The organism is Aureliella helgolandensis, assembly GCF_007752135.1.
Taxonomy (GTDB): Bacteria; Planctomycetota; Planctomycetia; order Pirellulales; family Pirellulaceae; genus Aureliella; species Aureliella helgolandensis.
This window is the reverse complement of record NZ_CP036298.1, coordinates 6,339,766-6,361,469: the sequence shown is the minus strand read 5'-3', so window position 1 is coordinate 6,361,469 and position 21,704 is coordinate 6,339,766. Positions and strand designations below refer to the sequence as shown.

At 54.8% G+C, this 21,704-nt stretch carries 23 protein-coding genes; 16 read left to right on the top strand and 7 right to left on the bottom strand.

Translation table 11 applies throughout. The features are described from left to right. Positions 1–84 precede the first annotated feature (84 nt). Complete coding sequence (locus Q31a_RS22310) at positions 85–2,805, top strand: DUF1592 domain-containing protein (protein WP_231690891.1); 2,721 nt, start codon at positions 85–87, stop codon at positions 2,803–2,805. Between the two features lie 33 nt (positions 2,806–2,838). Then, positions 2,839–4,242, top strand: coding sequence for a DUF1552 domain-containing protein (locus tag Q31a_RS22305; RefSeq protein ID WP_145087534.1), 1,404 nt, complete (start codon positions 2,839–2,841; stop codon positions 4,240–4,242). A gap of 16 nt (positions 4,243–4,258) precedes the next feature. Here the strand turns inward: Q31a_RS22305 and Q31a_RS30960 are convergent, their stop codons facing one another. Continuing rightward, a complete protein-coding gene (locus Q31a_RS30960; RefSeq protein ID WP_231690890.1) occupies positions 4,259–4,447 on the bottom strand; it encodes a hypothetical protein in 189 nt (62 codons plus the stop codon). 15 nt (positions 4,448–4,462) lie between these two features. Here Q31a_RS30960 and Q31a_RS30955 point away from each other — a divergent pair, with 15 nt between their 5' ends. Beyond that, positions 4,463–4,843, top strand: a complete 381-nt coding sequence (locus Q31a_RS30955; protein WP_231690889.1) for a PP2C family protein-serine/threonine phosphatase — start codon at positions 4,463–4,465, stop codon at positions 4,841–4,843. A 7-nt stretch (positions 4,844–4,850) separates the two neighbouring features. Continuing rightward, a complete protein-coding gene (locus Q31a_RS31200) occupies positions 4,851–4,976 on the top strand; it encodes a hypothetical protein (RefSeq protein ID WP_261342685.1) in 126 nt (41 codons plus the stop codon). A 452-nt stretch (positions 4,977–5,428) separates the two neighbouring features. Here the strand turns inward: Q31a_RS31200 and Q31a_RS22295 are convergent, their stop codons facing one another. Then, positions 5,429–6,289 carry an anti-sigma factor family protein gene (locus Q31a_RS22295; RefSeq protein ID WP_145082735.1) on the bottom strand — a complete coding sequence of 287 codons (861 nt, stop codon included), beginning with the start codon at positions 6,287–6,289 and terminating at the stop codon, positions 5,429–5,431. 456 nt (positions 6,290–6,745) lie between these two features. On the opposite strand from Q31a_RS22295, the gene Q31a_RS22290 reads away from it, so the two are divergent. Together Q31a_RS22290 and Q31a_RS22285 are read left to right on the top strand one after the other, a co-directional pair. Continuing rightward, the gene (locus Q31a_RS22290; protein ID WP_145082733.1) at positions 6,746–7,558 is read left to right on the top strand and encodes an EcsC family protein; all 813 of its coding nucleotides are present in this window, start codon (positions 6,746–6,748) and stop codon (positions 7,556–7,558) included. Further along, the gene (locus Q31a_RS22285; RefSeq protein ID WP_145082731.1) at positions 7,555–8,310 is read left to right on the top strand and encodes a hypothetical protein; all 756 of its coding nucleotides are present in this window, start codon (positions 7,555–7,557) and stop codon (positions 8,308–8,310) included. Before Q31a_RS22290 ends, Q31a_RS22285 begins: the two co-directional genes overlap by 4 nt. Here the strand turns inward: Q31a_RS22285 and Q31a_RS22280 are convergent. Both Q31a_RS22280 and Q31a_RS22275 read right to left on the bottom strand, forming a co-directional pair. Further along, positions 8,295–9,080: an SDR family NAD(P)-dependent oxidoreductase gene (locus Q31a_RS22280; RefSeq protein WP_145082729.1), complete on the bottom strand. Its 786-nt coding sequence runs from the start codon at positions 9,078–9,080 to the stop codon at positions 8,295–8,297. The two genes, Q31a_RS22285 and Q31a_RS22280, sit on opposite strands and share 16 nt — an antisense overlap. After that, on the bottom strand, positions 9,077–10,453 hold the full coding sequence (locus Q31a_RS22275; protein WP_145082727.1) for an NAD-dependent succinate-semialdehyde dehydrogenase: 1,377 nt from the start codon (positions 10,451–10,453) through the stop codon (positions 9,077–9,079). Before Q31a_RS22275 ends, Q31a_RS22280 begins: the two co-directional genes overlap by 4 nt. Positions 10,454–10,838: 385 nt before the next feature. On the opposite strand from Q31a_RS22275, the gene Q31a_RS22270 reads away from it, so the two are divergent. Both Q31a_RS22270 and Q31a_RS22265 read left to right on the top strand, forming a co-directional pair. Continuing rightward, the gene (locus Q31a_RS22270; protein WP_145082725.1) at positions 10,839–11,912 is read left to right on the top strand and encodes a bestrophin family protein; all 1,074 of its coding nucleotides are present in this window, start codon (positions 10,839–10,841) and stop codon (positions 11,910–11,912) included. Between the two features lie 30 nt (positions 11,913–11,942). Then, a complete protein-coding gene (locus Q31a_RS22265; protein ID WP_145082723.1) occupies positions 11,943–12,578 on the top strand; it encodes a carbonic anhydrase in 636 nt (211 codons plus the stop codon). 435 nt (positions 12,579–13,013) lie between these two features. Here the strand turns inward: Q31a_RS22265 and Q31a_RS22260 are convergent, their stop codons facing one another. Then, complete coding sequence (locus tag Q31a_RS22260; RefSeq protein ID WP_145082721.1) at positions 13,014–13,508, bottom strand: YciE/YciF ferroxidase family protein; 495 nt, start codon at positions 13,506–13,508, stop codon at positions 13,014–13,016. A 904-nt stretch (positions 13,509–14,412) separates the two neighbouring features. Between Q31a_RS22260 and Q31a_RS22255 the strand changes: the two genes are divergently transcribed. Then, positions 14,413–14,922, top strand: a complete 510-nt coding sequence (locus tag Q31a_RS22255; protein ID WP_145087531.1) for a hypothetical protein — start codon at positions 14,413–14,415, stop codon at positions 14,920–14,922. A 166-nt stretch (positions 14,923–15,088) separates the two neighbouring features. Continuing rightward, on the top strand, positions 15,089–15,901 hold the full coding sequence (locus tag Q31a_RS22250; protein ID WP_231690888.1) for an SDR family oxidoreductase: 813 nt from the start codon (positions 15,089–15,091) through the stop codon (positions 15,899–15,901). Between the two features lie 16 nt (positions 15,902–15,917). On the opposite strand, the gene Q31a_RS22245 is transcribed toward Q31a_RS22250, so the two are convergent. Next, positions 15,918–16,103: a hypothetical protein gene (locus Q31a_RS22245; protein WP_197355517.1), complete on the bottom strand. Its 186-nt coding sequence runs from the start codon at positions 16,101–16,103 to the stop codon at positions 15,918–15,920. Between the two features lie 73 nt (positions 16,104–16,176). Here Q31a_RS22245 and Q31a_RS22240 point away from each other — a divergent pair, with 73 nt between their 5' ends. The 6 genes from Q31a_RS22240 to Q31a_RS31460 all read left to right on the top strand — a co-directional run bounded on the left by Q31a_RS22240 (position 16,177) and on the right by Q31a_RS31460 (position 20,800). Further along, positions 16,177–17,595: an MBL fold metallo-hydrolase gene (locus Q31a_RS22240; RefSeq protein ID WP_145082715.1), complete on the top strand. Its 1,419-nt coding sequence runs from the start codon at positions 16,177–16,179 to the stop codon at positions 17,593–17,595. Continuing rightward, positions 17,588–18,148 carry a YeeE/YedE thiosulfate transporter family protein gene (locus tag Q31a_RS22235; RefSeq protein WP_231690887.1) on the top strand — a complete coding sequence of 187 codons (561 nt, stop codon included), beginning with the start codon at positions 17,588–17,590 and terminating at the stop codon, positions 18,146–18,148. Before Q31a_RS22240 ends, Q31a_RS22235 begins: the two co-directional genes overlap by 8 nt. Before the next feature lie 88 nt (positions 18,149–18,236). After that, positions 18,237–18,842, top strand: a complete 606-nt coding sequence (locus Q31a_RS22230; protein ID WP_145082713.1) for a DUF6691 family protein — start codon at positions 18,237–18,239, stop codon at positions 18,840–18,842. A gap of 461 nt (positions 18,843–19,303) precedes the next feature. Beyond that, complete coding sequence (locus Q31a_RS22225; protein WP_231690886.1) at positions 19,304–19,846, top strand: YeeE/YedE thiosulfate transporter family protein; 543 nt, start codon at positions 19,304–19,306, stop codon at positions 19,844–19,846. After that, positions 19,839–20,453, top strand: a complete 615-nt coding sequence (locus Q31a_RS22220; RefSeq protein ID WP_145082711.1) for a YeeE/YedE thiosulfate transporter family protein — start codon at positions 19,839–19,841, stop codon at positions 20,451–20,453. The genes Q31a_RS22225 and Q31a_RS22220 overlap by 8 nt, the downstream gene beginning before the upstream one ends. A 29-nt stretch (positions 20,454–20,482) precedes the next feature. Beyond that, complete coding sequence (locus tag Q31a_RS31460) at positions 20,483–20,800, top strand: four-helix bundle copper-binding protein (protein WP_145082709.1); 318 nt, start codon at positions 20,483–20,485, stop codon at positions 20,798–20,800. A 211-nt stretch (positions 20,801–21,011) separates the two neighbouring features. Here Q31a_RS31460 and Q31a_RS22210 read toward each other — a convergent pair whose 3' ends face one another. After that, positions 21,012–21,518, bottom strand: a complete 507-nt coding sequence (locus Q31a_RS22210; RefSeq protein WP_145082707.1) for an AAA family ATPase — start codon at positions 21,516–21,518, stop codon at positions 21,012–21,014. Between the last annotated feature and the right edge of the window lie 186 nt (positions 21,519–21,704).

Sequence of the window (21,704 nt, the reverse complement as noted above, 5' to 3'; positions counted from 1 at the left end):
GGTTCCGCCCCCAGTTACAATAGATGCAATCCCCCCCAGTGCCCTGCCCGCCGCCTACCCACCTACGCAAGAAAAACTGGAACAATGCACGATCGCTGCAACAACAGCTGGAAACCGTTCTGGCCAAGTGCATACCCACCGAATTTTGCCAGTGATCGCACGGATTCGGCAGCGATGGGATATTTCGCTATCCTCTGTGCACTTTTCTTCTGTGTGATTTCTTGCGCAGTGGGAGGCCATGCAATGGGGCAAAGCCAGCAGGCAGCGTTCGAGGAACGCATCCAGCCGACTCTCAATCAAGCTTGCGTGCACTGTCACGGACCGGATGTCGAGGAAGGCAATCTTCGGATCGACACATTAAATCCCGATCTCGTGCAAGGTGCTGATGTTAAGTGGTGGTTGGAAGTTCTCGCAGTGCTCAATAACGGTGAGATGCCACCTCCCGACGAGTCCGAATTGACTGATGACGATCGAAGTCAAGTCGTGCAATGGCTAGCTAGAGAACTACAGCGCGCTTCCAGCCTTCGGCGAGCCACTGAAGGCCATTCGTCCTTCCGCCGCATGACCCGGTATGAATACAACTACGCTTTGCAGGATATCCTGGGGCTTCCTCGGGACTTCGCCAAGGATCTCCCGCCGGAAGCGCATTCTGCGGATGGATTTCAGAATAGCTCTGAAATGTTGCACATGTCCGTGATGCAATTTGACACCTATCGCCAAATTGCTCGGCAGGCACTCGCACGCGCGACGGTTCTACCCGCCCCTGCTCAGGGAGCATTAGGCGAAGGCCCTGCCGTGCTGTACTGGGGCATCTCAATGGAGGATGCCGCCCGTAGAGAGTGGCGACAGCAAGAAAAAAAACTTGCCGAAGTCCGAAAGGAATTTAAAGAGGATCCAGCCCAGCTCGAAGTGGAATTGGAGCGATTGACCGCAAGCTTCAAGTCATCGCACAATAAACCCTATTATCGAGAATTGTCGACAGGTAGAACTGCGTTAGCGACCTGGGCATACCAGGGGGCCAAGTATGCATTTGAGCCATCCGCATCACCTGCAGTGATGCCAACAGCCTTTGATCATGTCGCCGTGATCCCCGATGGTCGAAATCAGAAATTGATCGTCGAGCTGGGGGATCAAGTTCCGGATCAAGGAATTATGCGAGTTCGTGTCAGGGCTTCACGAACTTCCAAGGAGGGAACGCGAGCTCCAAGTTTGCAGCTTGAATTTGGCTGGAGGGCGAGCAATGAGGGCCGTGCGGACGTCCGAGTCAGTACCGCGGACATCCCAGTGCGAGCTACTCCCGATAGCCCCGAGGTCTATCAATGGGACGTTCCGCTCGGGGATATTTACCCGCGAAACTCAGTGCGCAAAATTTCGCAGATGGGGGAGATCCCCAGTCCGTCGGAGTACATCCGCTTAGTTAACAGCACCGCCTCGCAGGGGGATCTGCAAATTGACTATGTGGAAGTCATCGCTCCCTTCTACGAGCAGTGGCCACCACCGTCCCACAGTCAGATATTTATTGACAGTGAGAATCGCGAGAATGAAGCGGCCTATGCCCGCGAAGTCCTAGCTGCCTTTATGCCGCGTGCATGGCGCAGAAGGATTACTCAAGCAGACATCGATCAGAAAATCAGACTCTTTGAGGGGATGCGTGAAGAGTGCGCCAGTTTTGAAGAAGCGATGGTGGAAGTCTTGGCATCGGTCCTCTCATCCCCCCATTTCCTTTACGTTGTCCAGGAGGAAACTCCCTCGGAAATCGAGCAACGCAAGGCCGAGACAGCGGGGGATCCGGAACTCGTTTCCCAGACGGAACTTGCCACTCGACTATCGATGTTTTTGTGGAGCAGTGTGCCCGATACACAGCTCTTAGAACTGGCGTTCGACGGGCAATTGAGCGACGCAGAGGTTCTGGCTGGGCAAGTCGATCGCATGTTGGCAGATCCACGGTCCCAGCGATTTGCCAAGCATTTTGTGCGGCAGTGGCTCGACATGCAATTGCTGGACTTTCTGAGCGTGGATTCGAAGACATCGCGTTTGGATCCACAATTGAAAGAGGCTATGCAACTCGAGCCCATTGTGTTTTTCCAAGAGGTGTTGCGAAACAACGAATCGGTGCTGAATTTCATTCATACCGACTATGCGATGCTAAACGAGCGCTTGGCACAGCACTATGGTCTGTCGGACGTCTATGGAAATCATTTTCGCCGCGTCAACTTTGAGCCTAGCGCGAGGCGGGGTGGCTTGTTGACCCAAGCTGGTTTGCTGGCGATGAATTCTGATGGAGTTGACTCGCATCCGCTGAAACGAGGTGTCTGGTTGCTGGAGTCTCTCCTCAACGATCCCCCTCCCCCGCCGCCACCGGCCGTACCGGAAATCGATTTAGCAGATCCGGAAATCGCTAAACTGAGCCTCAAAGAGCGCATTGAAGATCACCGCAACCATGCCGCTTGTATGTCTTGCCACGCGAAGATTGATCCGTGGGGAATCGCATTTGAGAATTATGATGCCCTTGGGCGTTGGCGCGACGATATCGATGGTCAGCCAGTGGATGCATCCAGTCTACTGTTCAACAAGCAAGAGCTGGATGGCATGGATGGCCTTAAGCGGTTCCTACTGGAGCATCGCCGCGATCAGTTTGTCCGTGCGCTGGTCTACAAGCTAGCGACCTATGCCCTTGGTCGCCCGCTAACCTTTAGTGACTATGCTAGGATCGACCAAGTCACCTCGGACGCGCGTGAAGAGGGAGAGGGATTGGCTACAATGATTCAGTTGTTGGTTGCCAGTGACCTGTTCCGATCAAGATAAGTTTTCCGAAGAATCAACAGAAGGTATATCATGTTGACCCTAAACCTGAATTCGCTTGATCGCCGTAGATTCCTGCGAGGTACAGGCGTTGCGCTGGCGCTTCCGTTGTTCGAGTCCACCCAACCGGCTCTGGCCCTGGGCTCTGTTGATACTGCACCTCCCAAGCGTCTGGCTTGCTTCTATTTTCCGGATGGCGTACCCATGCCGCTGGCGGAAGATCCAGCCTACGCCGACTGGTCCTGGTTCCCCCATGGAGCTGGTAAGGAATTCAGCTTCACGAAATGCACTGAGCCGTTTGAGCCACTGCGAAAGGATCTAACGGTTCTGTCCGGTTTTTCACATCCTGCGGCGCGCAGAGTCCATGGGCATTCAAATGCCGATCAGTTCTTGACCGCAGCCACCACCGGTTCGGATGGACCGTACCAAAATACGATCTCACTGGATCAAGTGTTTGCGGAACACGTTGGAGATCAGACTCGGTTTTCATCCCTGGTGATGTCCACAGATGGTGGAACTGGCACGCCGCGTGGGACGCACACGTTGTCCTTTAACCGCAATGGTCGCGCCATTCCTGCCGAACATCGCCCCAAACGTGTCTTCGACATGTTGTTCGTCAAGTCGGACGAAGACGCGGCCCGAAGATTGGCGCTCAGTGCCAATGCCTTGGACGATCTACTGGAAGATGCGAAGTCCTTGCGGCTGAGGCTCTCTTCCCAAGATCAGAGTAGCTTGGATGAGTACCTCGATTCTGTCCGAGAGGCTGAGTTGAAAGTGGAGAAGGCCAAACGCTGGATCCACCTACCGCTTCCGACCGTGGAGGTGGATCATCTCAATCTCGACCTGACCCCTGACGATCCACGACTCTATCTTCAAACGATGTTCGAATTGATCTATTTGGCTTTCAAGACCGATTCCACTCGAGTAGCCACCTACCAGATTGGTCGAGAGAATGGGGTTGGGATCAGTGACCATCTGGCGCGAGCGGTGGGACTGAATCTAGCGCACCAACTTTCGCATGAAACGAAACAACCGGGTGGCTGGAAGAATTTTGCCATCTACTGCCAATTCCTAAATGAAGAATTCGCACGCTTTGCAAAGAAGCTTAAGCAGACTCCAGAACCGGCTCGAACCGGTTCGATGCTGGATAACACGCTGCTCCTGTTCGGTTCAGCGTCGAGCGCATTTCACCTTTCTCGAAATTATCCTATCGTCCTGGCAGGTGGAAAAAATATGGGATTCAAGCATGGCCAGTACCTCAATTTTGCGGGAGCCAACCCTCAGGGAGGTGCGTGGGATGGCGGGAGAGAACCGTGGCAAAAGGAGATCGCCCACGAGGATCAGCCGCTAGGAAACGTGTTCGTGACCATGCTGCAACAGCTGGGCGTCCCCATCGACAAATTCGCCGATAGCGCTGCGCCTGTTGCACAATTGCTGTAGCGGCACTTCATCGAGTCTATTTGCCCATTCGAGCTGAGCTGACCTGCGACGTCAGTGGAACCTCTCTGTAGCCACTCGGCCAGGAAAGGAGTGTCTTAGGAAAGATTCCGCAATTATTTGCGGTAGCTGTGAAGAAGGGGCGAAGTCGTGCATCCAAATAGCCGATGGTCGGCATCTGTTGTGCGTCGCGGATGTATGTGGGCATGGGGTGCCTGCGGCGATGGCAGCGACGTTGTTGAAAGCGTTCGTGTCTGAAGCTGCGAAGCGGAATGCCAGTCCTGCGGCAATTATTACGGAAGTCAATCAACGCTATTGCGAATACGTGATGATGGGCCATTTTGTAACCATGACGCTGATTGTGATCGATACTCACGGAAAGAGATTGGTGTATGCCAATGCGGGTCACGAGTTGCCCTTTTGGCAGCACGGTTCCAAGCCGCCTACGCGGATGGCGATTGGCGATTTAGTACTTGGGGTGGACGAGAGCACTGTCTACAACGAAGAGACCGCTGAACTGGGAGAACACGCGCGGGTCGTCATTGTTAGCGATGGTGTGACCGAGGCGTTCGATCCCGACGAAGCCCAGTACGGAACGCATTAAGAAGCTGATGAGCCAGCATGGCTCGACGGACGCCCGAGATTTAGTAAACGCGTTACAAATTTCGCTGGATGCGTTTCGCAACGGACGAGAAGCATTCGATGACACGACGTTGCTGGTCGCACAGCTAACCTAGACACCACGAAGAGTTGTCCTATGCGGGAGTCAGCCGCGATTCCGCTTCTGTTGAAAAAACAATCCAATACCTCGGGAATCACTGTCGTTGGCTGCGACTGCTGCTTTCCCACTGAATTCCAAGCGGCGGACGCGAGACTTGGGAATCAAGGCTTGCGAATCACCAGGTGCATGTGGGGCGTCTCGCGTTGTCGGGAGAAAGATGGTCGATCGGCCAGTTGAATGAGCTTGCCAGACAGCCCTATCGCTGCCATGGAATAGTTGGAGCCAGCGCGAGATTGGCAGCATCGCTGCAGGGCGGGCTGGTATCGCCGTTGGACTAGTGAGCGTCCAGGAAGCTGCAGAGTTCCTAGCGTCCTACCGGGCACGTCTCAAAGACGGGGGAGCGGTACCGAGATCGATGCTCAGGGCGGGGGCCGGGCCTAGTAGAATGCGATGGCCCCTTCATTTGGATCATCCGCTATCGCTCTCATCCCCTAACCAAGTAACCAGCTTGCTGACTTCGAATTTGTCACGCACTCCAACAATGGTTACCGACCGAGAACCTCGCTTCCATGTGGCTGCGATATTCGAGTCAAGATCGACTAAGCAACAGTCGGTATCGCCGCACCGTTCCATCTTCATCGGACGCCGGCCAAACCATGCTGTTTTCTCATCATTATGTTCAAACAGAACCAGAGTAGAGCCATCTTGTCGCTTGCAGACCGTTTTGACACAGGTGCAGCATGGCATCTTGAGGACGCTCGTAGATGCAAGTGTGTAATCCTCGGGCAAGCCCTGGGCAACTGCCGGCCGGTAGCCCACCAGTCGTATTGCTCCCTCTGGATCGACCATCTCCCCTTGGTATTTCTTCAACAGAAATTTCTCAGCCTTCTCGGGAGCATCGTTGAGTGTCCGCAGGTAATGATCCATCGTGGCAGCGAATTCAACGCTATGCTGGTGCTCAGCATGCGAGCTCCCAAAGGGTTGCCACAGCCAGTATCCGCAGCCAAGGAGCAGCAGAATAGAAGCGGCCAGAATCAATGGACGCAAGGCTCCCCAGGTTCGTCGTGGGGCAGGCTGCTTGGGCGGGCTCACCGCTGAATCAATCGTTGGGACATTGGAAATTTGTGCCTCGATTTGAGCCCAAATCAGGGGTGGTACTGTAGGTCTTGATGTTGCTTTCACTGCACGTGAAAGAGTTGCAAAACCTGTATGTTCTTCAGTGCACTGCTCACACATGGTCAAATGTTGGGCGATCGCGTCTCGTACCTCTACCGGCAGTTCGCCGTCATAGTAGGCTGAGAGTTGGTCTAAAACGTCACAACATTTCATGGCAATAGGTCCGCACTAAAAGTCAATTTCTACACGATGTTGCTGCCGGTCAACCGAACCCTTGAACGGCACTGGATTTTGCGAGCATGTGCAGCTTGGATGCGGCGAATCGTGCATTCTTCACGAAATTGCAGCGATTTTAGATGTTTTCTAAAGCCAACGGTTTGCAAAATGCTGCCGTCCCAGACCTGCATGATCCCATACCCGCCCACTGCATAACGGCCTGCGGCTGGTGGAGGTCGCCGGATTCACTGGCTTATTCGGCCTCAGTCATGCAGTTGGCGACGCCCTGAATAGTTTCGACGGGAAGTTGGCTTAAACTGCGCGGAAAGCTGCAGTGCTAAGTGCGCCGCTTGCTAGGCGAAATTTGGCACGGAAGTTTATTGGTATGATTGTTGCACACTGGACCGCTGTATTCAGGGCAATTTTTAATTTTCTGTCGTGGTCCAATTCAACATGTCCAAAGTAATTAACGTGAGACTTCCCGATGTCGCCCGCGAAGAGCTGGCGGAGGCGAAGCGGGTGCTGGAGCACCACGGAATTGCAGATCGGTTGACTGAGATGCTGGGCGCTCCTGTCACGGCTTCGCTCAAACTGTTGCCTGACGTTGCGGAAAAGGCCGTCTATCGGGCGATCGATAAATCGCTGACGGTAGCGTTGGACGTTGCATTACGGACTCTGGGCAACGACTCGATACGAACTGGCAAGCCCCGATTGTTGACTCACAAGCTACTGGCCGGCTTGTCGGGGGCCGCAGGGGGGATGTTCGGTGGGGCGACCATTGCCGCAGAATTGCCCGTTTCGACGGTTTTGATCTTACGGAGTGTGGCAGACATCGCTCGCAGTGAGGGGGAAGATTTGAGTGAGGTCGAAACTCGCTTGGCCTGTCTGGAGGTTTTTGCACTGGATTCCGGGAATCAGTCCCGTGTGGACGATGACACCGAACTCGGGTACTTTGCGGTTCGCGCAGCCATGGCCAAACAGATTCGCGATGCGTCGCAGTACGTCGTGAAGTACGGATTGTCGAACCCGTCCGCGCCTCCACTGGTTAAGCTGGTGGCAAAAATTGGCGAACGTTTCGGGTTGGTGGTCAGCGAGAAGCTGGCGGCACAAGCCATTCCTGTGATTGGTGCTCTCGGAGGTGCTCTGATCAATAGCTATTTTATTGATCACTATCAAGATATTGCGCGAGCCCACTTCACCATCCGACGGTTGGAACGCACGCACGGTCAAGCCCTGGTACAAGCTACGTATGAGGAAATGGAGTGAATCGGGAATTATCAAGGCAAGCCAATGCGATGGTGCTTTCCTACAAGGGTATTCGCAAAGCAGTTGGCGTGAGTGGATTGTTGCTGCCAATTACGCTTGGGCCCGGTGGCTGGTTGCTCGGCATACCGTTGCAAGACAATATCAGTAGCTACTACCATACGGGATTGCGAGACATCTTCGTGGGAACGATGTGCGCGATCGCGGTCTTCTTGTTCTGCTACCGAGGGCACGACTGGATCGAGAGCTGGACGGCCAATCTCGGCTGCTTGTTTGCGTTGGGCGTCGCCCTGTGTCCACTCGATGCAAACAGTGATCCGTTATTCCAGAAGTCGATCAGCGGCTACCTGCATACGCTCAGCGGTGGTGCGTTCTTCCTGACGCTGGCATTCTATTCGCTGTATCACTTTCCGCGATCGACGACTGCCTCGGAGGAAGGCGAACCTCACCCCTGGGAGAGAAACTTCATTTACCGAAGCAGTGGTGTCGTGATTCTTTTGAGCATGATGGCCATGGGAACCTATTTGATAATCGTCCCTGCACAATGGAAGCAGTGGCTCAACGGTTACAATTTCCTATTCTGGATGGAGTGGATTGCCGTCTGGGCATTTGCGGCGGCATGGTTGACGAAGGGCCGCGTGATATTGGCAGAGATCGCGGTCGAATTGTTTTCGATACCGCGTGAAGTGTTAGCCCAACGCCTGCACATGATTCAGCAATGCGAGGAGCCTGTTGTTCCTCATTCGCCAGATTGAACTCGTTGGAGTTTCCCAACCAGCTTTCGAGTGGCAAACCGCGGAAGGAATCCAACCGAAGTTACCAACAAGCGATTCTTCCAGCCGGGGATGACTACATCTTCGTTCTTGTGGAAGCCCTTGTAGCCCGCTTGAGCGACAGCCTGGGCTGTCATGGTAGACGATGAGAACATGTCGAGCTTACCCATCCCCGAATCCTCGCCAAAACCGGTTTCCGTGGCGCCCGGCTCTAGACAAGTCACGTGCAAGCCAGTGCCGGCAAGCTCCTCTCGCAGTCCTTCGGTGAACGACAGCACGTAAGCTTTGCTCGCGTAATAGACCGACATATTCGGTCCAGCTTGGTACGCAGCGATGGAACCCACGTTCAATACGCCCCCCTGCCCTCGTTCGATCATTGCGGGTAGTAGCGCTCGCGTCAGACGTGTCAGTGCGACCACGTTGACCATGAGCATATTGGTTTGACGGTCGATCGAGAGCTCCGCAAATTTGCCGAGGGCCCCGAAGCCTGCGTTGTTTACCAGGGTATCTATGACAATGCTCTGGTCTTTCAACTGATTGCACAACCGATCCACACCATCCGTCGTGCCGAGGTCGCTGCAGATGACCGTGGCAACGACCTCGTAATCGCGGCGGATTTGTTCAGCCAAGTCGTTCAGCTTGTCTTCACTTCGAGCTACCAACACAACATTGTCGCCGTGCTTAGCAAACTGAATCGCCAGCTCCTTTCCGATTCCTGATGAAGCACCAGTAACGAGTGTAGTTTGGCTCATGATTCCTTCTTTCCTAAATGGATCAGCTTTTTATTGACAAATTCCAAGATGCCCAGGTGCGAGAGTTCGCGCCCATACCCTGAGTTCTTGATACCGCCGAAGGGCAGCTCAGCTTGGGACTTTGTCGGTTGGTTGACGAATACCATCCCCGTTTCAATTTGCTCGGCAACGCGTCGGCCACGCTCGACGTCCGAGGTGAAGACACTGCCGCCCAGACCGTAGGACGAGTGGTTTGCGAGTTTAATTGCGGCGGCTTCATCTTTGACGACGAATACGCTCGCAACAGGACCGAAGAGCTCTTGGTCGAAGGTGGGCATTTCCGGCGTGATATCGGTCAAAATGGTTGGGTTGAAGTAGGCTCCCTTGCGATCGGGGCGATCGCCACCAGTTACGACAGTGGCACCGGCATTAATAGCCGATTGGACTTGCTCCAGTAGACTGACGGCTGCGTTTTCGGTCGAAAGCGGTGCGAGGGTAGTTTCCTCTTCCATGGGATCGCCCAGTTTCAGCTCTTCCATCTTCTGCTTAAATCCGGAAAGGAACGGTTTGGCGATCGCCTCCACGACGATGAAGCGTTTCGATGCAACACATGATTGCCCGGCGTTGACCGTGCGGCCTTGGACGGCTAGTTGGATGGTTGACTCCAAGTCGGCGTCATCTAGGACGATGAAGGCATCGTTTCCGCCAAGCTCAAGAACGCTGCGTTTCAGGTTCTTGCCGGCGATGGCTGCAACGGCCGCTCCAGCCGGTTCACTGCCCGTCAGCGAGACCCCTTGAACTCGCGAATCCGACACGATGGACTCGACGAACTCAGAGGGAATGAACAGGTTGGTGTAGACGCCAGCGGGCAAACCACATTGGTGGAATAGCTCTTCGATCGCCTTGGCACATCTGGGAACATTGCTGGCGTGCTTTACCATCACGGTATTGCCAGCCATGATGTTGGGAGTGGCAAAGCGAACGACTTGGTAGAACGGAAAATTCCAGGGCATGACACCCAGCAAAACACCCAGTGGTTCGTAGTGCAGATAAGCATTGACGTTTTCAACGTCCATGGGGTGGTCTGCCAAGAATTTCTCGGCTCCCTGCGCGTAGAACTCGGCGATGTTTGCGCAGTACTCAACTTCGTAGTGGCTTTCGCTGAGTCGCTTGCCCATCTCTTGCGTGATTAGACGCGTGTAGGTTTCAGCATTAGAGCGGAGCAGTTTGGCGAACAGCATCAATTTTGCAGTGCGTTCCTCAAAGGCCGTCTGACGCCACGATCTGAATGCATCAGACGCGGCGGCAATTGCCTGCACTACTTCGTCTTTGACCATCGGCTGGAAGGTTTCGACGGTCTCGTTGGTGGCGGGGTTGGTACTAGCGATGGTCATAAAGGCCTCGGCGAATGCTGAAAACGGTATCGGACGGAAATTGGAGCACGCAAGTCTTGAGCCAAGACCGCGTGAAGTGACTTTTTGTTGAATGGCAGCACGCTGCGAGGGCGTATTTGCCCAACTTATGCAGTCGGCTGATCGGCTTGCTACCCTCGATAAACCTTTTCCCGCCACATCCAGCCCGCCACATCCAGTAGGAGTGAAGTGAGCGGGACCACCCTGGCAGGTGATCGATCAGCCAATGTGAATTCTGACCCATTCACGCCACCGAAGCGAGCTTGGCCCCGAATGTGCGTTAAGAAAAGCCACTGATCTTGGGTGCTTGGGAGCATCAGCTTCCGAGCGCCGTCATTGGACGTACTTTTCTATCTAGAATTATCGCATGAAGCTGCATCGCAGTATCGCGGATCGAGTCGAGCCAGTCGGTGAAACCAAACCACTCTCCTACTCCTACTGGCTGGGCACCTTCGTGTTGCGTGGCTCGGTCCTACCTCGTATTCTCCCCGATGTGGTTGGCTTTGGCCTACTGGCTGCTGCCATGGTGTTCATCAGCCAGTTCGTAGCGAAGCACTATGAGGTCAGCTTGGCCATGCCGGCGAGGCCCTTTGAGGTCGCCGGTACGGTGCTAGGGCTGCTTCTCGTACTGCGTTTGAATGCGGGATACGACCGGTGGTGGGAAGCACGCAAGTTATGGGGAGGTATTGTCAACGAATCCCGCAACCTCGCAATCGCTGGGTTGGCTTACGGTACAGAAGACCAGCAATGGCGAGCTCAGTTCATCAAGTGGGTGGCAGCCTTTCCCCATGTGACGCGGAGATCACTTCGCGGTGAACGTTGTGTGCCTGAGTTGGCGCGGCTGCTGACCTCACAACAAATCGACTGGCTGAAATCGAACGAACACATGCCCGATGCTGTCTCGCGTCGCATTGCTTCCCTGCTTCACGATGCTCGGCGCAACGGCATGAACGGCTTTGCTTTTCAGGAAGCGGAGCGTCAGCGCAGCTTGCTGATCGACTACCTCGGCGGGTGCGAGAGGATCTTGAAGACGCCGCTGGCGAGATCAGGTGCCATTCAAGTACGGCAGTTTATCTTTCTGCTGCTGGCATTCCTACCGCTGAGCCTGATGCAAGACTTTGAAGGCACTCTGTTCGCGGCGTTCTGGGGAGCAAGCGCATCACACCGTGTCTGGTTAGTCCCCTTGTTCATCATGATACTCGCTTACATGCTGCTCGCTTTGGATCGAATTGGAATGGAGCTGCAAAATCCGTTCGATACGCGGCGCGTTGATTTTCTGCCACTGGATGGAATTTGCACAACCATTGAAAAGAATTTGCTTGAGCTGTTGCACGACGACAACCTGCACGATTACTCGGCGCCCATGGTCAGCGAAGTTGAGTTGCCGCCGGATGCATCCGCTCACATCAGCGATGAAGACCTTCCCGCAGATATTTCCTAGTTCTAGTTCTTGATAGAAAGGGTAAGAAGCATGGATCTCCGGCAAATGTTCGAGAACAACCAACGCTGGATTGATGAAAAAGTCGCGGTCGACCGCGAGTACTTTTCTCACCTCGCCGAGGGGCAAAACCCAGCGGCTCTGTACATCGGCTGTTCCGATAGCCGCGTGACGGCCGAAGATATGACCGGCTCGCAACCCGGTGATTTGTTTGTCCACCGCAATATCGCCAATTTGGTTCCGAACAATGATCTCAGTTCTAGTTCGGTGATCGACTTTGCAGTTGGGACGCTGAACGTTGCACATATTGTCGTATGTGGCCACTACGGGTGTGGCGGCATCGCAGCTGCGATGCAATGCAGTGATTTGGGAGTATTGCATCCATGGCTGCGCAACATCCGCGATGTCTACCGCTTGCACCGAGAGGAGTTGGGGGAGATCGAAAACGAAGGTCAACGCTACAAGAGGCTAGTCGAACTGAATGTTCAAGAGCAGTGCATCAATGTCTCGAATATTCCCAGAGTGCAGGTGGCTAGCCGAGCTGGAGAGCTAGTGGTGCATGGTTGGGTGTTCGATATTGAGACGGGGCGACTACTCGACTTAGAATTGGACCTGGGTGAACTGATGCACGGGGTGAAACCGATCTATCACGTGGACGATGCGCCGTAACTGCCCACCCTGCGCCGTAGGGAACCAGGCAATACGTCGCCTGATCCGGCCTACCTGGTTACGCAACAACGCGGCTGAGCGCGATGGGAACATGTAGGGCGGCACTTCCAATTTGCAGAGGAAAGATTGGCTCTGCTTGACGGGACGCGGACGCATCGTGAGTGCGTTCAATGAACTGTTGGGGGAGTCTGTTCGTTGGCTGGCTTTGCTTTTTTCGAGGTGCCGCGCAAGTCATACCTGAGAGGAGCCTCACGCTGGTGCGAAGTTAGGCGAAGTGCTAGGGATGGAGGAAGAATTGACTTTCTGGGCACGACAAGCGTCACCTCCCAGAACGTGAAATCACGTTCTGGGGATAATGCGGGCAATCGGTCAACTGGTTTGGGAAAGTGGCGGACGCGCGAAGGGCTGGACCGACTTCGCATCTTTCCATCGACCTTAGCCGACGACCAGTGCGTCTTTGTTGATTGCTTGGGCGAGCTGCGATAGCTTCTTGTCGGCGCCCTCTTCTTCATCGATATTCTGCTTGAGAAGTTTTAATGCCTTGTCGTATCCAAGCGCCTCGGCCCAGGTGCAGAGTGTACCGTAAGTGGCGATCTCGTAGTGCTCCACCTTTTGAGCGCAAGCAATGATGACGGCGTCCTTCACCGCAGGTTCGGCTTCTTCCTTAAGCATGCTCTCGGCTTCTGTGATCAGCCCCTTCATGGCTTCACACGTCTTGGCTCTAGCCTTCTTGCCAGTATCGTCAAATGCTTGTTCAACGCGTTCAACCTGCTTCTCGGTTTCAGATAGATGTTCTTCCAACGCTGCAGTAAGCTTTTCACAAGAGGCCTTCTTAATCATTTTCGGCAGCGCCTTGACCAATTGCTTTTCAGCGCTAAGAGCGTCGCGGAGTTCATCGTAAAAGGCATCAGCCAGGGTTTTCATGGACATTTCTATGCTCCGTTTTAGGATTCCTGAACTTGACTTCGTCGCAGCTTGGGGCGTCTGCCACGAAGGTGGCCGAGTGTCGGCCAAGTTTGCGAGCAATCGAGCAAGCAACGTGCCAATCCAGGTAGTTGGCTCCATCGATTTGGTGGTGCCTTCAGGAATTGAGGTGCACAGATTTTGAGGTCGACCAAGATCGATTCAGTTAGGCGTATTTTCCAGCAAGCTGAGCGATGCGCAGCCAGAGTCAGCCGCGCGTGAGCGACGTCACTGAGGTGGTGGATTGCAGAGTGGAATTGCTGCGCAGAGGTGCCGTCGCGGCAATTCCGGCGAAGGTTCAAGCGGTTTAATTGGGCAGAGTGTTTATTGGAGCAGAGTGACAGCATTGCGAATGCTCGCCGAGAATCACCCGTGATCCATACGGATGATGTACTCGCCTATGCGTACCACATTGTTAACATGTCGGGTTCCGCCGATTGTTGAGCTTCATCCTGATGAGTCGCCAGCGTCGACGAGATGGCTGTCTGTCGCCTGAACTCTCGGGGCGTTGCGACGCGAGGGGGATGCGGCGTTAGCAATCATCCACCCCGCGTCCTCGAAGTTGAATGGTCAACGATCATCGTGCTAACTTTGCAGACAATTGCTCAGACACGGCGAGCTCGATGGCGTCGTGGCCGTGTGCTGCTAACTGCAGTTGTCACGCGGAGTCTTGCAGTGGTTGGCTATCCGGTTCGCGTGCTACAGCACATTCTGAACGCACGAGAGAACCGATGTGGGAGAGGATGGATTTCGAGAGGAGCGAGTTGGCTGGCACAGCATATGCTGCTTAGTCTCCCAAGACTATCTTGGTCAGCATTCGATGCGATCGTCTCGTCTCAGGTGCATGACTCTCCAATCAAAGGAACGAATGATGACTTATCAGAAAACGAATCGGGAAGAAACTCGCGAAGAATTGCGGAACGAAGACGCTGTGACTGGGGAGCCTGGATCGCATCCGGTTGGCGCCGGCGTTGGTACGGCACTTGGCGGTGCAGCCGCGGGTGCAGCCGCCGGGGCGGTGGCGGGGCCGGTTGGTACTGTGGCGGGAGCTATTGTGGGCGGCTTGGCTGGCGGTTTGGCAGGTAAGGCAGTCGCTGAGCAGATCGACCCGACTGTCGAGGTTGCCTACTGGGAAGAGCAGCACCGAAGTCGGCCGTATTACAACGATTCCTACAAATACGATCACTACCGCCCAGCCTATCAAGCTGGCTGGGAATCCTACGATACGGATGCCAAGGAAGACTGGGCTACGCGGGAGGCGATCGCTCGGCAGCGATGGGAAAACGAAGGAGGCGCAGACTACATGTCTTGGGAGGAAGCGCGACCAGCGGCCATGGACGCGTACACGCGAGTGCACACGCGCACCTACCAGCCCAAATGATCGGGACTGCGTGCCAGCTTTACGCCCCTCCTCCAATTAGTAACGCATTTCTCGGAGCATAGCGATGGATACCGTTCAAGCAATAACAACTTTCCCAGACGTAGTGTTAGTCGACCCTCGGCAAGCATTTGCAAGGCCGCCGTTCCCGAGTCAGGAGCCATTTTCGATGCCCGGCTCGACGGCCAACATGCAACCTCAACCGGATCATGGGGAGGACAGCTATTGTGGTGCTGGGAAGTTGAAAGGTTTGAACGCACTGGTGACCGGGGCGGACAGTGGTATTGGTAGGGCGATTGCACTCAGCTACGCCCGCGAGGGTGCGAATGTTGTCATCAACTACCTGTCCGAAGATGGCGATGCTGAGGTTACGAAAACGCTGGTGGAAGCAGCCGGATCGCGAGCTGTCGTAATTGGTGGTGATTTGCGGGAGGAGTCGTTTTGCACAGAGTTGATCGGGCAAGCCGTGGAGCAGCTCGGTTCGTTGGATATCCTCGTCAACAATGCAGCCTTTCAGGTTACAGAGGACTCGATTGAAGATTTTTCGACCGAAACGTTCGATCGGATCTTCAAGACCAATATTTACGCTCCGTTTTGGTTGTCGCGGGCCGCCATGGGGCACCTGCCTGCCGGCGGCAGCATTATCAACACGGTCTCGATCCAGGGGTACAGTCCGTCCCCCTACTTGCTCCCCTACGCAACGACCAAATCGGCGCTAATCGGCATGACCAAGGCATTGGCGAAGCTCGCTATGGAACGCGGTGTCCGTGTCAACGCGGTTGCACCTGGCCCGGTATGGACGCCCCTCATTCCCGGTTCAATGCCTCAAGAGAAGTTCGAGAATTTTGGCGCGGATACGCTGTTCGAGCGGCCAGCACAACCCGCGGAGCTGGCACCGTTGTACGTTTGGTTGGCTAGTCCGGCAGCGAGCTATGTGACGGCGGAAGTCTTCGGCTGCACCGGAGGCAAGACGCCGGTCTAGCGGGTGCATTGGCAGGCTATCCCACGCGATCTTCCACCGAACGGGAGTTTCTTAGTGGGCAGACGGCCTTCCCCTTGCTCCGGCGGTTCGTTTTATCAGGCTTGCATCCCGGCAACTGGCTCAACGTGCGAAAGCCCTGTGCTGCGCCGCCGCCACGGCCCGTCTGCACGCCAGGGAAGGCTTGGACCGTTATGGTTGGCATGCCGGTTGCACGCCTTGGCGTTTCTATTCGATCAACAAGACTCAACCGCAAACACTGAGGTGATTTATTCGTCATGTTCATTCTAGAACCCATTCTGACCGAGGGTATCGCCCAACTATCTTATTTCCTGGCGGATACGAGTAGGGGCGTTTCGGCAGTCATTGATCCTCGGACCGATGTAGAAATCTACCAGAAGCTAGCGAGAAAGCATGGTGTGTCGATCACGCATGTTTTTGAAACCCACATTCACGCAGACTTCGTCTCGGGCAGTAGATCCTTGGCGGAACGCAGTGGGACTGCAAGTGTTTACTTGAGCGGTGTCCAAGCTGAGTACGAGTTCGAGGCAGAAGCGGTCACCGACGGTCAAGAGTTTGATTTCGGATCGTTCAGGCTGACCGCTCGCCATACACCCGGTCACACGCCCGAGCACCTCTCGTTCTTGCTCAACGAGACGCAGCATCCTAAGAGTCCCTGGGCCGTTTTCACGGGAGACTCGTTGTTCGTCGGCTCGGCGGGGCGTCCAGATCTCCTTGGCTCTGACGAAGCGGAACAATTAGCTAAGTCACTCTACACTACCCTTTACGATTTCTACCTGAAATTGGAGGATTACGTGACGATCTACCCTGGACACGGAGCGGGCTCGGCCTGTGGAGCAGACATCGGTGATCGGCTAAGCAGCACCATCGGCTATGAGCGGCGGACTAACAAATTTCTGTCTTTCCCCGATTTTGAATCGTTTCGAGCGTTCGTAGTGGACGACGCGCCGCCTGTCCCGTGGCACTATCCTGAGTTGAAGAAAGTCAACGCTGTTGGTCCACCGGTCATGAACCGCTTACCGACAATCCCCGCGTTGCCTCCACACGAATTCCGGCAGGCCTGTCGCCTACCGGGAGTCACGGTCATCGATACTCGTTCCATGACAGCTTTTGGCGGTGGACATGTGCCTGGAAGTATCAACATTGGGGATCGCCCGGAAATGTCTGCCTGGATTGGACAGATGTTTGATCTGGATCAGCGACTACTGCTCATCGTGGACAGCGACAAAGACGTCGATCGCATTCAGCGGTTAATCGTTCGCAGTGGGCACACTCACTTTGCAGGCTACTTGGCGGGAGGGATGAAAGCTTGGCAAGACGGCGGTTTCCCGATGCAACGCCTCGAACAAATGCCGGTTCAAGAGCTTCGTGAGTGCCAAGCCTCCCGAACTGGACCTACCATCCTCGATGTCCGCTCTCCAGAAGAATGGGCTGGCGGGCATGTTCCAGATGCCGAGCACTATTTCGTCGCCGACATGCGAGAGCGAATTACGGGGCTGGACAAGAATCAGCACTACGCCACCTATTGTGCGAGTGGCTACCGCGCCAGCATCGCATCGAGCTTGATGAAATCGCGAGGTTTCACACGAGTGTCGAACGTTCCCGGGAGTTGGGGGGCGTGGACGGCGGAAGGCTACCCTGTCGAGACCCCGCGAGAGGAGGTGAGTCGTGCTTGAGACCATCGTTTCGATATCGATCGTCGGGGAAATCGATCCGCTCAAATACTCCGGGGCCGCATGGTCACCCTATCTGGTCGGTGCATTAATCGGTGTGCTTTCCATGGCGACGTTCTATTTCTCGAACAAACCGTTGGGAGCTTCTACCGCCTACGCACGCCTTGCCGGAATGCTTGGGGAGCGAGTCGCTCCACAGCACACTCGGTCGCTGAAGTACTTCAAAGAGAATCCACCCAAAGTTGGCTGGGAGCTCATGCTCGTCGTTGGTGTAATCGCTGGGGCGTTTATTGCGGCTTGGGCTGGGGGAGAGTTGACCGGCCGTTTTCTACCGTTGATGTGGCAGGAGCGATTCGGTCGCGAGAGCTTTCTGCTGCGTGCCGCTGTCGCGCTGGCCGGTGGCGTGCTAATGGCCTTCGGAGCGCGGATGGCTGGAGGATGCACCAGCGGGCATGGAATTAGTGGAACTCTGCAACTAGCGATAGGGTCGTGGATTGCAGCGATCTGCTTTTTCCTCGGTGGCATTGTTACGGCGATGTTGATGTACGCCGCCTAGACGCTGGAAAGACGCGTTCCCAACGCCTTAGAACACATCAGGCAATTAACTTAGAGAACACGCGAGCCCTCGATTTTTGGACAGCTTCATGAACATCCCAACAGCACCCCAAGCCAACGTAGTCCCGACAGAACTCCCGCTCACGCAGCCTGAAGTAGCCTCCAGGAGGATTCTGCTCTTAGGCTTAGTTTTCGGCGTCATGTTTGGATTTCTGCTGCAGTTAGGGGGCGTGGCAAAATACCATGTCCTGATTGGGCAACTGCTGCTTGTCGATTTCACGGTGCTGAAGGTCATGCTGTCGGCAGTTATCGTGGGAGCGGTGGGCATTCATCTCATGCACCGTGCGGGACTGGTGAAACTGCACATTAAGCCAACGCGCTACGCATCCAATATTTTGGGAGGCTTACTATTTGGCGTCGGTTTTGCGTTGTCAGCCTATTGTCCAGGCACCGGCGCAGCGGCTCTCGGCCAAGGCAACTACGACGCACTCGCAATGATGGCGGGCATGCTAGCCGGTTCCTATCTGTACGCTGAAGCGTCCGATTGGATTAGCCGCCGTATTGATCCCATCGGTGATCGGGGGAAGCTCACGCTGTACGATTTTTTGCCGGGGAATCGCACCGCCATAACCCTTGGGAGTGTCGCCTTTCTCATTGCCGTCCTAATTGCAGTTGAAACTTTTGCCGCTCGCTAATTCCACCGTATTCAGCAAAAGGATTTTCCATGTCTAAGCCCGAATTGGGCGATATTTCCGAGCAACGAATATCCACTAGGTTGATGCTCGATATGACTTGCTCATTATTTCGCACGGGACGCCTTCCATCTACTCCATGCTCGTTTAGGGAGCAGCAATGAACAGTTGTGAGCGGTGAAAAGAGTGGTAGCCGATAATTGATAACTCAGAAAACAGACCCGCCCTGCGGAGGCAGTCCAGTTGCGGGGGAAGCTGCTCTACCACCTGCGAAGTGCATTGCCAGACTTCGTTGGGGGAAGTTTTCCGAAGGATAATGCATCGGCTCCTGCGACGTCTCCGCTCAATCGGCTAACCGGTTCGAGAGCGCTTGAGCCCCTGTATTTCCAAGACTTTCGCTGCTAGCCAGCGACGATTCGAAGATGGACATTTAAGCGTTTCATCCCCTTCGTTAGAAGACTCTAATGACTTCAATAAAGAACCCGCTCCAGGATAAACAGTGGTCGCCCTATCTCGTCGGACTCGGCATTGGTGTGCTTAGTTGGTTTGCTTTTGCCAGTGTTGACCACCCACTCGGCATCACGACGGCTTTCGAGCACGGCGCAGCACTTGGGGTGCAGGCGATTGCGCCGGGACTCGCGGCGAATAACGAATATTTTGAAACGGAAACGCCCAAAGTCAGTTGGGAGACAATGTTGGTGGTTGGCGTCTTTCTCGGTGCGTTTTTTAGTTCGCTAGCATCAGGCGATCGAGAAAGGATCGTTGTTCCGGTGATGTGGAAGGAACGCTTCGGACCGAGTGTCCCGTTACGTTTCACAGCGGCGTTCTTTGGGGCAGGGTTGATGATGTTCGGCGCGCGTCTGGCGCAAGGATGTACAAGTGGTCACGGCATCAGTGGCACATTGCAACTGGCGGCATCGAGTTGGTTATTCGCAATCCTGTTTTTTGGAACGGGGGTTGCTACGTCTTTGCTCCTGTACGGAAGAAGGAGTAAGACCCATGTTTGATCCAATTTGGAAGTTGGCATTAGGATTGTTTACCGGAGTCGTTTTCGGAATTCTGCTCCAAAAGGGAGCCGTTGCCAAATTTCGAGTGATCGTCGGGCAATTCATTCTGAAGGACTGGACGGTCGTCAAAATTATGGGAACGGCAGTCATTGTCGGCGCGGTAGGCGTCTATGGGCTGCTTGCGTTGGAAGTCGTGTCATTACATATCCGCCCCTTGGCCTGGGCCGGTATCGTCGTGGGAGGAGTCTTGTTTGGAGTGGGCATGGCAGTGTTCGGGTACTGCCCCGGTACCTCAGTTGCGGCCTGTGGTGAGGGCAGGCGAGATGCCATGGTCGGAGTGGCGGGAATGTTGGTAGCAGCCGGTGTTTATGTCGTTTTATACCCATGGTTACATACGCTGAGCGAGAGCCTTGGTAACGCAGGGGAAGTCACCTTACCCGATTTGACGGGGACGAGTCCGTGGTTATGGATCGGTGTGCTGGCAATCCTAGCAGTCCTGGCCCAATTCCTATCTCGCCTGTTCCACCCAGCGAGAACTCGCCGCGATCGGCAGCAAACCGTGCGGGTGCGTAAGCTAAGGCTGCGTAAACAATTTGAAAAACACTAAAGTCCTCTCTTTGAACTGGAGAATTGAAAATGAGTATCAACCGGGAATGCATCGAAGCCTGCCAACGCTGCGCAATCGCCTGTGAGCAATGTCTGAATGCGATGATTGGGATGGATAGCGATAACGATTGTCCGCGATGTTGTCGTGAGTGTATCGACCTTTGTTTATTGTGTGCTCAAGCGATGGCTCGCGAGAGTCGCTTCGCAGGTGCGATTTGCAAGCTGTGCGCCGAAGCCTGTGAGTGGTGTGCGGAGCAATGTGGTGCGCACAGTCACGATCATTGTCGAGCGTGCGCTAAAGCTTGCCGAGACTGCATGGAAACATGCCGCGAGATGGCGACGAACTAATGTTCGAAATTTTTGAAACGACTACTCGCGTACTTTGGGAATTTAGCGAAGCACCGGTCGGTACACGTATCGGAGGCGCGGAGTTCAAATGAGTTCGATGCAAAGGGGCAGTGGTCCAGCGATGCGTTCCGTGGATCACTCTCCCCCTTCGTAATGGGCGGGCAACCAATGGCATCGACCGGAAGAGGTCATCGCATTGCTGGACGCGATGTCAGGGGCTTGTATCAATTTCATTTACAGCAAATACGGGTCTAGTCAGCGGTGCCAGCCTGAGGTGCTGTTGCCAGTCGGTCAGCTTGGCCTGGTCTCTCGTGTTACCGCGATTCTCGATTCGCTTCCGGCGCACTTCATGCTCGCAGGTGAGAAACCAAATCACTGGCCGGATGCCAAACCGTTTCAACAATTGTTCCGGCCACTCGGAGTCAGCCAACTCACGCGTAAATGGCCCCACGATCACTACACTCACATGGGGCAAGTTTTCGGCGGCAGTCCGAAACAAACATTCATAGACCGCGTCGCGAAAGATACGCTTGTAGTCCGCGCTGTCGCGATCCTCCGGAGACATGCCCGACTCAGTTAAGCCAGCTTGGACGACTGGCTCGGTCACCGTGTCACTATCCAGCAGGGCCGCCGCGTGTTGGACGGCTAGGCTCTTGGCGAAGGTGCTTTTCCCAACACCGGCTGCGCCGGTAACGATGTGCAGGCTGCGGGGAATCATTGGACTTCCGACGATATTGAAGCGTTTGGATGACGATAGGCTACCGGTTTTACCACAACCCTTTCAATCCCCAAGCCATGCCGGATTCGGTCTCACAAAAATCTCTCAAGGTTGTCCTAATTTGAACGGACCGCGAGTGGTACTGTGCTCGGGCATTGCGGCGGTAACACCTCGGGGATTGGGCGA

Coding starts and splice junctions, on each gene's coding strand:
- Q31a_RS22310 (WP_231690891.1), top strand. CDS start 85: ATGCACGATCGCTGCAACAACAGCTGGAAACCGTTCTGGCCAAGTGCA.
- Q31a_RS30960 (WP_231690890.1), bottom strand. CDS start 4,447: ATGCCCACATACATCCGCGACGCACAACAGATGCCGACCATCGGCTAT.
- Q31a_RS30955 (WP_231690889.1), top strand. CDS start 4,463: ATGGCAGCGACGTTGTTGAAAGCGTTCGTGTCTGAAGCTGCGAAGCGG.
- Q31a_RS31200 (WP_261342685.1), top strand. CDS start 4,851: ATGAGCCAGCATGGCTCGACGGACGCCCGAGATTTAGTAAACGCGTTA.
- Q31a_RS22295 (WP_145082735.1), bottom strand. CDS start 6,289: ATGAAATGTTGTGACGTTTTAGACCAACTCTCAGCCTACTATGACGGC.
- Q31a_RS22290 (WP_145082733.1), top strand. CDS start 6,746: ATGTCCAAAGTAATTAACGTGAGACTTCCCGATGTCGCCCGCGAAGAG.
- Q31a_RS22280 (WP_145082729.1), bottom strand. CDS start 9,080: ATGAGCCAAACTACACTCGTTACTGGTGCTTCATCAGGAATCGGAAAG.
- Q31a_RS22275 (WP_145082727.1), bottom strand. CDS start 10,453: ATGACCATCGCTAGTACCAACCCCGCCACCAACGAGACCGTCGAAACC.
- Q31a_RS22270 (WP_145082725.1), top strand. CDS start 10,839: ATGAAGCTGCATCGCAGTATCGCGGATCGAGTCGAGCCAGTCGGTGAA.
- Q31a_RS22265 (WP_145082723.1), top strand. CDS start 11,943: ATGGATCTCCGGCAAATGTTCGAGAACAACCAACGCTGGATTGATGAA.
- Q31a_RS22260 (WP_145082721.1), bottom strand. CDS start 13,508: ATGTCCATGAAAACCCTGGCTGATGCCTTTTACGATGAACTCCGCGAC.
- Q31a_RS22255 (WP_145087531.1), top strand. CDS start 14,413: ATGACTTATCAGAAAACGAATCGGGAAGAAACTCGCGAAGAATTGCGG.
- Q31a_RS22250 (WP_231690888.1), top strand. CDS start 15,089: ATGCCCGGCTCGACGGCCAACATGCAACCTCAACCGGATCATGGGGAG.
- Q31a_RS22245 (WP_197355517.1), bottom strand. CDS start 16,103: ATGCCAACCATAACGGTCCAAGCCTTCCCTGGCGTGCAGACGGGCCGT.
- Q31a_RS22240 (WP_145082715.1), top strand. CDS start 16,177: ATGTTCATTCTAGAACCCATTCTGACCGAGGGTATCGCCCAACTATCT.
- Q31a_RS22230 (WP_145082713.1), top strand. CDS start 18,237: ATGAACATCCCAACAGCACCCCAAGCCAACGTAGTCCCGACAGAACTC.
- Q31a_RS22225 (WP_231690886.1), top strand. CDS start 19,304: ATGACTTCAATAAAGAACCCGCTCCAGGATAAACAGTGGTCGCCCTAT.
- Q31a_RS22220 (WP_145082711.1), top strand. CDS start 19,839: ATGTTTGATCCAATTTGGAAGTTGGCATTAGGATTGTTTACCGGAGTC.
- Q31a_RS31460 (WP_145082709.1), top strand. CDS start 20,483: ATGAGTATCAACCGGGAATGCATCGAAGCCTGCCAACGCTGCGCAATC.
- Q31a_RS22210 (WP_145082707.1), bottom strand. CDS start 21,518: ATGATTCCCCGCAGCCTGCACATCGTTACCGGCGCAGCCGGTGTTGGG.